The sequence below is a fragment of the Polaromonas sp. P1_F9 genome (genome assembly GCF_056405615.1).
In genome coordinates this window covers 146,038-157,923 of sequence record NZ_JBFUBT010000008.1, presented here as the reverse complement: position 1 = coordinate 157,923, position 11,886 = coordinate 146,038, and the positions used below count along the sequence as shown (strand labels likewise).

The following is an 11,886-nucleotide window of genomic DNA, read 5'->3' as shown; positions in this document are numbered from 1 at the left end:
GGGCAGCGCCGGTGATCATGTTCTTCACATAGTCGGCGTGGCCTGGGCAGTCGACGTGGGCGTAGTGGCGGTTGGCCGTTTCGTACTCGACGTGGGCGGTATTGATGGTGATGCCGCGTGCTTTTTCTTCGGGCGCCGCGTCAATTTGGTCGTAGCCCTTGGCTTCGCCGCCGAACTTGGATGCCAGAACGGTCGTGATCGCCGCCGTCAGCGTCGTCTTGCCATGGTCCACGTGGCCAATCGTGCCTACGTTGACGTGCGGCTTGGTCCGCTCAAATTTGCCTTTTGCCATTTTTTCAACTCCAGAAATTTATAAAGAGTTACAAAACCAGTTACCACTACAGCCTGCAACAGCGCCTCGTACGCCGCACCGACTCAAAATTTGGTGCCCTTTGCGGGAATCGGACCCGCGACCTCTCCCTTACCAAGGGAGTGCTCTACCACTGAGCCAAAAGGGCTGAACTCAAAACCAAAATTGCAATCTGGCGCAAGATTCAAAAGCAGAACCATAAAGCAGCTTTATGGAGCGGGAGACGGGAATCGAACCCGCGTCATTAGCTTGGAAGGCTAGGGTTCTACCATTGAACTACTCCCGCGCAGCTCTGCCAATTCAACTCACACCAAAATCACTCACGACCCAAAACACGCTTTACGCGACTTTCTTGCGCCGCCCGCTTGCCAAAATCAAAACAAAATCTGGTGGATGAGGCTGGATTCGAACCAGCGTAGGCGTTAGCCAACAGATTTACAGTCTGCCCCCTTTAGCCACTCGGGCACCCATCCTTCAAGCGAACCTCGGATTATGCCACGGTTTTATGTCGGACGAAATGCCAAGGCATGGCAAAAAGCATTAAAAAAGCTGCCGCATGCCTCGCCAGCGCATCTCCCGACCACACCTTCACCCCGGGATGCCCCTGGGTACCGCGGAAAGCCCCCGAAAACGCGGCATAACCCGGTCCGGCCCTAATCCCCAGACCCTGCCGCCCTCCCATGGCGGCTGCGGCCAGGCTTCGGGCATGATGTGTCAGCCTTTCATCAATGCCAGAGTGAATCGCATGGATATTGCCGTCCCGGGCACCCTCCCGCGCCACCGGCCAACCTGGATAACGTGAGACCGTCTACTCATGAGCACTGTCACCGTACCCGCACTTCCCTCCTCCCCCGCTGAGCCGTCTTCCCTGCGCCGGGTCAATCTTGCTTTGCAAGGTGGCGGATCACACGGCGCATTCACCTGGGGGGTGCTGGATGCCCTGCTGGCGGACGAGCGCATCGAGTTTGACGGCATCAGCGGCGCCAGCGCCGGGGCGGTCAACGCCGTGGCGCTGGCACACGGATTCGCTACCGCCCAAAAAGACAACTCCCCCGAAAAAACCAACCCGCGGGAGGCGGCACGTGCGTCCCTCAGCCGGGTCTGGCAGGGCGTTGCCGCCATGGGCAGCCTCGGCTCCATGGCTGACAGCATCAGCAAGATGCTCATTGGGGGCTGGGCCGCCAATAAAGTGAGTGCAAACTTAATGAATAGCGCAATGACACAGTGGATGTCGCCATACCAGGCTAATCCGCTGGACATCAACCCTTTGCGCAAACTGCTGGAGGCAGAAATCGACTTTCACGCCATTGCGGCCATGCACACAACCAAGGCCTTCGTATCGGCGACCCATGTCACCACCGGTCGGGCAGAGATCTTTGCCGGCAAGCGCCTGACTTTGCAGGCGGTGATGGCTTCCACCTGCCTGCCCACGCTGTTTCAGGCGGTTGAAATCGATGACCAGCACTATTGGGATGGCGGGTTCTCGAGCAATCCCTCGCTGCTGCCGCTCATCAGTGATTGCAGCAGCCGCGACATCATTGTTGTGCAGATCAACCCCTTGCGGCGCCCCGAGATTCCCCACACGCCTCACGACATCGCGGACCGGGTGAACGAGCTGACCTTCAACGCCAGCCTGCTGTCCCAGATGCGCACCATCGACTTCATCAACCGCCTGCTGGCCGATGGCCGCTTGCAGGAGGGCGAGAAATACAAGAGCCTGCTGCTGCACCGCATCGACGGCGGCGAGGCGCTGGAAAGCCTGCCCTCGTCCAGCAAGATGTCGGCCGACACGGCCATGATCGAAAAACTGTTTGAGATGGGCCAGGGCGCAGCCAAGCGTTGGCTGCGCCGTCATTTTGAGGCGCTGGGCCTGCAAAGCACAGTCAATATCCGGCGCGACTACGTGGGCAGCCTTCCGGCGGAGTTTTAGCCCATCTTCAGAATTTAAGACTTTTCGGCCTTCCGACCAGGCGGGACGAGCGCAAGCAGCTATCAAAACAATAGCAGCCTAGACCTTCGGATGTGCGTCACGCCATTCGCGCGCCTGTGAGAAATGGCCGCAACCGATAAAAGGCAAGGGTGGCCGCATCGCCGACAGCGGCGACGGGTGGTTGGCCACCAGCACCTTGTGGCGCTTCGCATCAATCAATGCCCGCTTGCTCTGGGCATGTGCCCCCCACAGCATGAAGACCACCGGGTGGTCGCCTTCCGCGACCTGGCGGATCAGTGTGTCGGTCAATACTTCCCAGCCCTTGCCGGCGTGGCTGGCCGGCAGCCCTTCCTCAACTGTGAGGCAGGTGTTGAGCAACAGCACCCCATGGGTCGCCCACTTCACCAGGCTGCCGCCGGGCACCGGAAACTGGGGCGGGGGCGTACCCAGGTCGCGTTGCAGCTCCTTGAAGATATTGCGCAGTGAGGGCGGCAGGGCGACGCCGGGGGCGACGGAAAACGCCAGCCCCTCGGCCTGCCCCAACCCGTGGTACGGATCCTGGCCGAGGATGACGACACGCACTTCTTCGGGCGGCGTAAGCTCCAGCGCGCGCAACGGCTGGGGCGGAAAAATCGTCGCACCTTCCGCCAGGCGGCCTCGCAAAAAGCCCAGCAACCTCTGGCCGGTCGGACTGCCAAAAAATGCATCGGTAGTCGGCCGCCAGCCGGGCGCCACCGGCCATGCGGCGGGGTCAGCAGTGGTGAGCCGATTGGGCAAGGGCGCCTTCATGGCGTCAAGCAGCTGGTTCATGGCTTTACAGCCTATCTTTTACCGAACAATTGAGCCAGCGCAAGGCCGGGTTCTTCCGCGCGCATGAATGCCTCGCCGACCAGGAATGCATTCACACCTGCCTGGCGCATGCGCTGCACGTCCGCTGGCGTGGCAATGCCCGACTCGGTAATCAGCAGGCGGTCCGCCGGCACCCTGGCCAGCATGCCCAGCGTGGTGTCCAGCGAGACCTCGAAAGTTTTGAGGTTGCGGTTGTTGATGCCGATCAGCGGCGTCTTGAGCTTGAGCGCACGCTCCAGTTCGGCTTCGTCGTGTACCTCGACCAGCACCGCCATGTCCAGCGACATCGCCAGCGCTTCAAGCGATTGCATCTGCGCGTCGTCCAGGCAGGCCGCAATCAACAGAATGCAATCGGCACCCATGACGCGCGCTTCATACACCTGGTAAGGATCCACCATGAAGTCTTTGCGCAGCACCGGCAGACTGCAGGAGGCCCGCGCCTGCTTCAGGTAATCAATGCTGCCCTGGAAGAACTGCTTGTCGGTCAGCACCGAAAGGCAGGCGGCGCTGATCTCGCCATCACCTTCGGCATAGCTTTGCGCGATATCGGCTGGAATGAAGTCGGCGCGCAGCACGCCTTTGGACGGGCTGGCCTTCTTGATTTCGGCAATCACCGCGGGCTGACCCGCTGCGATCTTGGCGCGCAGCGCACCCACAAAGTCACGCGTCAGGACACGCGATTCGGCATCTTCGCGCATCACGTCCAGCGGTTTGCGGCGGATGGCATCGGCAATTTCTTGGCGTTTGATGGCGATGATTTGGTTCAGGATATCGGACATGCCCCGATTTTGGCAGATGCGGCCAGACCTCCCGCAGGAGTCCGCCTTGGCGGTGTTAGCGCAAACCCGCTACAACCGGACGCGTCCCGGCACTAGTATTTCCCTTCGCCCGCTTTGACCGCCCTTGCCTGACCGGGCTCGCGCACAAGGTGTACCTCCATCGGATAGCCATACACCCTCTCATGACCGCACTTACTGATGCCATTGAAGAAATTGTCCGTTCGGCCGGCGCCATGATGCGCAACGCCTTCAACGCGCCGGACAAGCCTGCCTATTCGCTCAAAGGCCGGCAGGACTACCTGACCGTCACCGACGGCGCGGTAGAACAGTATGTGCGCGCGGAGATCGAACGGCGCTTTCCGGGAGATGCCGTGCTGGGGGAAGAAGCAGGAGGAGAAACCGGCGGCGCAGCTCGCCTCTGGATTGTCGACCCGGTGGATGGAACGGCGAATTTCGCCCGGGCCATCCCGCACTTCTGCATTTCCCTGTGCCTCATGGTCAACGGCGAGCTCGAGGCCGGCGCCATCTATGAGCCCATGCACGATGAGCTCTTCATTGCGCAACGCGGCCACGGCGCGTGGTGCAACGGCGTGCGGCTTCAGGTGAGCGAACAGGTCGAGCTGTCCGCCTCTTCCGTCGAAATTGGCTGGTCTCCGCGCCGATCACCGGATTCATACCTCGCGCTGGTCAGCCGGTGCATGCATGCGGGCTGTTCGGTGCGCCGCGCGGGTTCCGGCGCGCTGGGGCTGGCCTATGTGGCCGCCGGGCGATGCGAAGCATATGCCGAGGCGCATATCAATTCATGGGACGTCGCAGCCGGCCTGCTGCTGGTCCGGGAAGCCGGCGGCCGCGTCAACGACTTCTGGGCCGACAACGGCCTGGCCCAGGGAAACCCGGTGCTGGCGACCAACGCCAGACTGGCTTCGGAACTAAGCGTTTTAACGGGTATACCGCTGCGCTGACGGCTGCTAAGGTGGCTTCAACGCCGTACCGCAGGCGCCATTGACGACATAAAGAAGGAGACACAGATGAAACAGTTCACATTCAAATCACTTTTTCCAGGATTGGTTCTGGCGGCCGCGGCCTGCGCCATGTCGTCCCCCGCCCGCGCAGCCGAAGAACTGGTGGTTTACTGCAACGTCCAGGAAGAATGGTGCCGGCCCATGGTGACGGCCTTCGAAAAGGCCACCGGCATCAAGGTGTCGATGACACGCAAGAGCTCGGGCGAAACTTACGCCCAGATCAAGGCTGAAGCAGCCAACCCGCGCGGTGACGTGTGGTGGGGTGGCACGGGCGACCCTCATCTTCAGGCCGCCGAGGAAGGTTTGACCGAGCCCTACAAGTCGCCGAAGCTGGCTGATCTGCACCCTTGGGCCGTGAAGCAAGCCGAGGCCTCCAAGTACCGCACGGTCGGCGTTTATGCAGGCGCCCTGGGGTTCAGCTTCAATACCGTCGAGCTGGCCAAACGCAAATTGCCCGAACCCAAATGCTGGGCCGACCTGATCAAGCCGGAGTTCAAGGGCGAAGTCCAGGTCGCCAACCCCAACTCGTCCGGCACCTCCTACACGCTGCTCGCCACCCTCGTGCAAATCATGGGCGAAGACAAGGCCTTCGACTACCTGAAGGCCCTTCATCGCAACATCAACCAATACACCAAGTCGGGCGCTGCGCCAGCCCGTGCGGCAGCCACCGGCGAAAGCATGATCGGCATCACCTTTCTGCACGACGCCGTCACGCACGCCGTGGCAGGCGCTCCACTGAAGGTGGTCGCACCGTGCGAGGGTACGGGCTACGAGATCGGCAGCATGAGCATCATCAAGGGTGCCAAAAATCTGGCCAACGCCAAAAAATGGTACGACTGGGCCCTGACACCTGAAGCGCAGGACATTGCCACGGTCGCGCATTCGTACCAGAACCCCTCCAATAAAAAAGCATCCTTGCCGCCACAGGCGCCCAAGCTGGCCGACGTCAAACTGATCGACTACAACTTCGCCAAGTACGGCGCTTCGGCCGAACGCTCGCGCCTGCTGGGCAAATGGGACAAGGACATCGGGGCACTGCCCAAGTGAGCGCTGAACACATCCCGCAATTCCATTGCTCACTGATGAATCACGTCACACCTTGACTACACCCATTGCAGTGATGGCAGCCGCCCCACGCGTGCGGGCTGATCCGCTGAGCTGGCTGCTGGCAGCACTGGGCATTGCAGCGGGCGTGCTTCTGATGCCGTGGACCCAGAGCTCAGCTTACGTTGCCGGCGGGTGCGTGCTGGCCGCCGTCGCAAGCGTGCTGGCAACACGTGCCGGCGCATTCAAGAGCGATGCCGCCATTTCCGGCATCGTCTGCATCCTGTCGCTGCTGCTGGCCATTTTTGTCATCTACCCGATCGGGCGCATGCTGCTGGCGGCTTTCGTGGACGAACGGGGCAACTGGCTGATCCAGACCGCCGCCGCCCGGTTTTTCAGCGAAGACATCTGGGGCACGGGCTGCATCGCCGGCAACGTCAGATGCGGCGTGGCCATCAACTCCATCGTTCTGGCCACCCTCGCCGGCATCGGAAGCACGCTTTTCGGTTTCGCGCTGGCCCTGCTGGCCGAGCGGGGCGGCAGGCGTTTTCGCGGCAGCCTTCGCGTGCTCTCCATCCTGCCGGTCGTCACGCCGCCTTTTGTCATCGGCCTGGCCATCATCATCCTGTTCGGCCGAACCGGCATCGTGACTCAGCTGATGAGCGACTGGTTCGGCATTGCCCGGTCGCGCTGGATCTATGGCCTGCCCGGCGTACTGCTGGCGCAAGTGGTGTGCTTTACGCCCCTGGCTTTCCTGTTGATCAGCGGTGCGCTGCGCCTCGTCAGCCCGACGCTTGAAGAAGCGGGCCAGGTGCTGAGGGGTTCGCCATGGCATGTGTTCCGCACCGTGACCTGGCCTCTGGTGCGCCCTGCCATTGCCAATGCCTTCCTGCTGGGTTTTGTGGAAAGCCTGGCGGACTTCGCCAATCCGCTGGTGCTCTCGGGAAATTTCGAGGTACTGTCGACGAAAATTTTCTTCGCCATTGCCGGCGCGCAGCACGATGCATCACGCGCGGCTATCCTCGCCGTCACGCTGCTGCTGCTGACGGTCGGCATCTTTGCACTGCAACAGCGCTGGATCGGCAAGGCCTCCTACACATCCGTGAGCGGAAAAGGCGACAGTGGCCTGCCCGCCGCGCTGCCCACAGGCGTCAAGTGGGGCGCACTGGCGCTGGTCCTTCCCTGGGGCGTGCTGACGGTGCTGTCGTACGGCATCATCCTGATCGGCGGCGTAGTCAAGGACATCGGAAGGTTCGACCTGACACCTTCGCTGCAGCACTTCGAGACTGGCTTTGGCCTGAGTTGGGGCGCAGGTGGCCTGGTGTTTTCGGGCTCGGCGTGGAACAGCCTCTTCACCACGCTCGGCGTCGCGGCTGTTGCCGCACCTCTTACCACCGCGCTGGGCTTGCTGGGAGGCTATGTCGTGAGCCGCCATGCGTTCAAGGGGCGGCGCGCCTTCGAATTCCTGACCATGGTGAACTTCGCAGTGCCCGGTACCGTGATCGGTGTTGCCTACATCGTCGCCTTCAACGTGCCGCCGCTTGAATTCACCGGCACCTTCGCCATCATCGTGCTGTGCCTGGTGTTTCGCAACATGCCGGTGGGTGTGCGGGCCACGGTCTCGGCCCTGTCGCAACTCGACCGTTCGCTCGACGAAGCCTCCGCCACGCTGCGCGCCAGCACCTCGCGCACGTTCGCACGGGTCATCCTTCCGCTGCTGCGTCCCGCCATCATTGCCAGCCTGGTGTTCAGTTTTACGCACGCCATCACGGCCGTCAGCGCAGTGATCTTCCTGGCGACCGCCCAGCACAACCTTTCGACGGTCTATATCGCGGGGCGCGTCGAAGTCGGCGAGTACGCGCTCGCCATCGCCTATTCGTCGGTGCTTATCGTGATCATGCTGGCCTGCGTCCTGCTCATCCAGCGTTTCATCGGCAATGCGGAGCTGGGGCGGCGCGCGGTGTCCACCGCCTGAGCCTCTGCGTCATCGTCACATCTTTTTCGTCTCACTTATTTTTTAAGCAGGCCCTGCCATGAACCCGTCCCCCGCCGCAGTGGAGTTCCAAGGCGTCGTCAAGCGTTTTGGCAAGGTGGTTGCGCTGCATCCGCTTGACCTCACCATCGACAAGGCAGAGCTGGTGACCCTGCTGGGGCCTTCCGGCTGCGGCAAGACAACACTGCTGCGGCTGATTGCAGGCCTGGAGCTTCCCTCCGAGGGCGTGATCCGCATCGACGGCCGGGACGTGACCGGCAGGTCGGCCAACCAGCGCGATGTGAGCCTGGTTTTCCAGTCCTATGCGTTGTTCCCGCACATGAGCGCGCTGGAGAACGTGTGCTACGGCCTGCTCGCATCTGGCATGAAGAAACCGCAGGCCATTGCCTTGGCCAGAACCAAAATGGAATTGCTCGGCATTGCCGACTACGCCGACAGGCTCTCGTCGGAGCTGTCCGGCGGTCAGCAGCAACGTGTGGCAGTGGCACGGTCACTGGTGCTGGAGCCGGCCGTGCTGATGTTTGACGAGCCTTTGTCCAACCTGGACGCCAAGCTGCGCCGCAAGGTGCGCCAGGACATCCGCGACCTTCAGCAAAACCTGCAACTCACGGTGGTTTACGTCACGCACGACCAGGAAGAAGCGCTGGCGGTGTCGGACCGCATTGTGGTCATGCAAAAGGGACGCATTGCGACGATGGGCGCGCCGCGCGATTTGTACGAGGCGCCCGTCTCAAGTTTTGTGGCGGACTTCATCGGCGACGCCAACCTGATCAACGGCGAGCTGGTCACAGTGCAAGGCCAGCATTTCTTCCGCGCCGACCAGGTTGATGTGCGGGTTGTCCCGCCGCCAGGCATGCCGGACGGCGCCGTGGCGCTGGCCATACGCCCACACCGCATCCGTATCGGCGAACTGGAAGCAAGCACGCTGACAGGAAAAATCCTGCGGCAGGCTTACCTGGGTAGCCGGATCGAAAGCGTGGTGCTCACACCGCTGGGTGAACTGCTGGTGTTCAGTGACGCCCTGCTTAGCGTGGCCGAACCAGGCAGCACGGTCGGCCTGCATTTCGCCGCAACCGACGCGCGCGTGACCGCACGGGAATAGATAGCTGCGGCAGCCATGCGCTGCCGGCAAGCCGTCAGGCGAGCTTCTGGCTGTGGCTGACCAGCTGATCGAGCTTGGCTCTGGCCGCGCCCGACTCCAGCGCCGCACGCGCCAGCACGATGCCGGCCTTCATCGAGTCAGCCACATTGGCCGCGTATAAGGCCGCCCCGGCGTTCAGGACCACGATATCGCGCGCCGCGCCCGGCTGGTTGTCCAGCACGCCCAGCAGCATGGCCTTGGACTGCTCGGGCGTTTCCACGCGCAGCGCACGGTTGCTGGCCATGGGCATGTCGAAGTCTTCGGGGTGGATTTCATATTCGGTGATTTCACCGTTCTTGAGCTCGCCGACCACGGTGGCCGCGCCCAGGCTGACCTCGTCCATGCCGTCCTTGCCATAGACCACCAGTGCATGCTCGGCGCCCAGGCGCTGCAAAGCACGGACCTGGATACCGACCAGGTCCGAATGGAACACGCCCATGAGGATGTTGGGCGCACTGGCCGGGTTGGTCAGGGGGCCCAGGATGTTGAAGATGGTGCGCACGCCGAGTTCCTTGCGGATGGGCGCAACATTCTTCATGGCCGGATGGTGGTTCGGCGCAAACATGAAGCCCACGCCAACCTCGTCGATGCACTTCGCAATGGCCTCTGGCGACAGGCCGATATGGATGCCCAGCGACTCGATGACATCGGCACTGCCCGACTTGCTGCTGACACTGCGCCCGCCGTGCTTGCTGACCTTGGCGCCGGCTGCCGCCGCCACAAACATGGAACAGGTCGAGATGTTGAAGGTGTGCGAGCCGTCACCACCGGTGCCGACGATGTCGACCAGATGGGTTTTGTCGGCCACATTGACCTTGGTCGAAAACTCGCGCATCACCTGCGCGGCGGCCGTGATCTCACCGATGGTTTCTTTCTTCACGCGCAGGCCGGTGATGAGCGCGGCCATCATCACCGGCGACATCTCGCCGCTCATGATCAGCCGCATGATGTGCAGCATCTCGTCGTGGAAGATTTCGCGGTGCTCGATGGTGCGCTGCAGGGCTTCCTGCGGGGTGATTTTGTGGGTATGGGGCATGATGTGTCTCGCTTCTTCGTTCTGGAGCTATAGGGAACCGGCTCAGTTTGCCGGATGATCGGTAAAGGCCAGCTTGAGGCCGAATGCGATGAACATGGCGCCGGCTGCGCGGTCCAGCCAGTGCATGCCGCGCTGCACGGCATCGCGCCGGGCCATCCAGGCAGCCGCCAGAGCCCAGCCTGAATTGACCGGAATGGCGTTCAAATTGAACAGCACGCCCAGCAACACAAAGGCCAGGGCCTTGTTGTCGGTGCCGGGCGCGATGAACTGCGGCACGAAGGCCAGGAAAAAGATCGCCACCTTTGGGTTCAGCACATTGGTCCAGAAGCCTCCCATGAAGATGGCTTTCAGGCGCTTGGGTGGCTCTGCGGCAGCAACCGCCGCCAGATCGGTGGTGGCTTGCGGCGCTTTGGAGAAAAGGATCTTTGCACCCGTCCACAGCAGGTAAGCCGCACCCGCCCACTTGAGCACCGTAAATGCCATAGCCGAAGTCGCAAGCAAGGCACCGACACCCACGGCCGCCGCGAAGATGTGGACGAAGCAGCCAGCCGTGATGCCCAGGCCCGCAACAACGCCGGCGCGGGCGCCCGAGCGCAGTGAATTGGTCACGATATAAAGCACGTCCGGGCCCGGCGTCAGGTTCAGCAGCCAGCCAGCCGCGATGAAAAGCAGCAGGTGTTGAAAGTCAGGCATGGCGAAGTCCTTTCATTTAAAAAACTGCCGGATGGCAGCGATGGCACGGTCCACGCCGGCGGTGTCCACGTCCAGATGAGTGACAAAACGCAAGCGGTACAGCCCCGTGGCTTCAATCCCCTGGCTCGCGAGGTGCTTGAGCAAGGCAGCGGACCGGTCCCGCGCCGCGCCGGTCAGGTCGACAAACACGATGTTGGTCTGTGGCGCCTCCACCTGCAGGCCTTCAATGCCCGCCAGGCCGTCGGCCAGGTGTCTGGCCAGGGCGTGGTCTTGCGCGAGACGTCCGACATGGTGGTCCAGTGCATGCGACGCTGCTGCAGCCAACATGCCGGCCTGGCGCATGCCGCCGCCGGCCATCTTGCGGATGCGATGCGCCCGCGCGATGAATTCGCGCGAGCCGCAAAGGGCCGAACCCACCGGCGCGCCCAGGCCCTTGCTGAAGCAAACCGACACGCTGTCAAAACAGTCCGCAATGCGGCGCGCCTCCGCCAGCGGGTTGCCGCACGTTTGCGCAGCCTGCGCCACAGCGGCGTTAAAGAGCCGCGCACCATCCAGGTGGCGGGCCAGGCCGTGCTTCTTCGCCAGCGCGGTCGCCTGCTGCACATACTCAAACGGCAGCAGCTTGCCGCCCAGTGTGTTCTCGAGCGCCAGCATCCGGGTGCGCGCGAAGTGCGCGTCGTCGGGCTTGATCGCTGCCTCGATCTCGGCAAGCGCCAGCGTGCCATCCGTGTGATGGTTCAACGGCTGTGGCTGCACGCTGCCAAACACCGCCGCGCCACCACCTTCCCAGCGGTAGCAATGCGCCATCTGGCCGACGATGTATTCGTCACCGCGCTGGCAGTGGCTCAAGATTCCGCAGAGGTTGCTCTGCGTGCCGGTGGGCACGAAGAGCGCGGCCTCAAAGCCCAGCAACCCCGCAATCTTTTCCTGCAGCGCATTGACGGCCGGGTCATCGCCGAACACATCGTCGCCCAGCGGCGCTGCCAGCATGGCCTCACGCATGGCGGCGGTAGGCCGGGTGACGGTATCGCTGCGCAGGTCCACGGCTCTTTTATCAGTCATTTCGGCCTCCAGGGCGATAAGAGCGGG

At 62.5% G+C, this 11,886-nt stretch carries 11 protein-coding genes and 3 tRNA genes; 5 read left to right on the top strand and 9 right to left on the bottom strand.

The genetic code is table 11. The annotated features are described in order from the left end of the window. The 4 genes from AC1DYR_RS20765 to AC1DYR_RS20750 all read right to left on the bottom strand — a co-directional run. Positions 1-292: GTP-binding protein (locus tag AC1DYR_RS20765; protein ID WP_477706751.1), on the bottom strand; the 292-nt coding region annotated here is incomplete at its 3' end. Between the two features lie 91 nt (positions 293-383). Next, positions 384-458 (bottom strand) — tRNA-Thr (locus AC1DYR_RS20760). A gap of 64 nt (positions 459-522) precedes the next feature. Further along, positions 523-596, bottom strand: a tRNA-Gly gene (locus AC1DYR_RS20755). A gap of 101 nt (positions 597-697) precedes the next feature. Then, positions 698-783: transfer RNA gene (locus tag AC1DYR_RS20750), tRNA-Tyr, on the bottom strand. 341 nt (positions 784-1,124) lie between these two features. Between AC1DYR_RS20750 and AC1DYR_RS20745 the strand changes: the two genes are divergently transcribed. After that, positions 1,125-2,240 (top strand): patatin-like phospholipase family protein, encoded by a 1,116-nt coding sequence (locus tag AC1DYR_RS20745; RefSeq protein ID WP_477706750.1) that lies wholly within the window; start codon positions 1,125-1,127, stop codon positions 2,238-2,240. A gap of 78 nt (positions 2,241-2,318) precedes the next feature. Here the strand turns inward: AC1DYR_RS20745 and AC1DYR_RS20740 are convergent, their stop codons facing one another. Then, complete coding sequence (locus tag AC1DYR_RS20740; RefSeq protein ID WP_477706749.1) at positions 2,319-3,050, bottom strand: uracil-DNA glycosylase; 732 nt, start codon at positions 3,048-3,050, stop codon at positions 2,319-2,321. Positions 3,051-3,061: 11 nt separating this feature from the next. After that, positions 3,062-3,868 (bottom strand): indole-3-glycerol phosphate synthase TrpC, encoded by an 807-nt coding sequence (gene trpC / locus AC1DYR_RS20735; protein WP_477670734.1) that lies wholly within the window; start codon positions 3,866-3,868, stop codon positions 3,062-3,064. A 182-nt stretch (positions 3,869-4,050) separates the two neighbouring features. Here trpC and AC1DYR_RS20730 point away from each other — a divergent pair, with 182 nt between their 5' ends. The 4 genes from AC1DYR_RS20730 (at position 4,051) to AC1DYR_RS20715 (ending at position 9,029) form a co-directional block, all read left to right on the top strand. Then, entirely contained in the window at positions 4,051-4,830 is a 780-nt protein-coding gene (locus tag AC1DYR_RS20730) for an inositol monophosphatase family protein (RefSeq protein WP_477670733.1), read from the top strand. A gap of 66 nt (positions 4,831-4,896) precedes the next feature. Next, positions 4,897-5,937 carry an ABC transporter substrate-binding protein gene (locus AC1DYR_RS20725; protein WP_477670732.1) on the top strand — a complete coding sequence of 347 codons (1,041 nt, stop codon included), beginning with the start codon at positions 4,897-4,899 and terminating at the stop codon, positions 5,935-5,937. Positions 5,938-5,989: 52 nt separating this feature from the next. Further along, positions 5,990-7,909 (top strand): ABC transporter permease, encoded by a 1,920-nt coding sequence (locus AC1DYR_RS20720; protein ID WP_477706748.1) that lies wholly within the window; start codon positions 5,990-5,992, stop codon positions 7,907-7,909. A 58-nt stretch (positions 7,910-7,967) separates the two neighbouring features. After that, positions 7,968-9,029, top strand: coding sequence for an ABC transporter ATP-binding protein (locus AC1DYR_RS20715; protein WP_477706747.1), 1,062 nt, complete (start codon positions 7,968-7,970; stop codon positions 9,027-9,029). A gap of 34 nt (positions 9,030-9,063) precedes the next feature. Here AC1DYR_RS20715 and trpD read toward each other — a convergent pair whose 3' ends face one another. The 3 genes from trpD to ltaE are packed head-to-tail and all read right to left on the bottom strand — an operon-like array spanning position 9,064 to position 11,859. Continuing rightward, the gene (trpD, locus tag AC1DYR_RS20710; protein ID WP_477706746.1) at positions 9,064-10,104 is read right to left on the bottom strand and encodes an anthranilate phosphoribosyltransferase; all 1,041 of its coding nucleotides are present in this window, start codon (positions 10,102-10,104) and stop codon (positions 9,064-9,066) included. A gap of 42 nt (positions 10,105-10,146) precedes the next feature. Further along, complete coding sequence (locus AC1DYR_RS20705; protein ID WP_477706745.1) at positions 10,147-10,797, bottom strand: LysE family translocator; 651 nt, start codon at positions 10,795-10,797, stop codon at positions 10,147-10,149. A 12-nt stretch (positions 10,798-10,809) separates the two neighbouring features. Continuing rightward, a complete protein-coding gene (ltaE, locus tag AC1DYR_RS20700; RefSeq protein WP_477706744.1) occupies positions 10,810-11,859 on the bottom strand; it encodes a low-specificity L-threonine aldolase in 1,050 nt (349 codons plus the stop codon). Between the last annotated feature and the right edge of the window lie 27 nt (positions 11,860-11,886).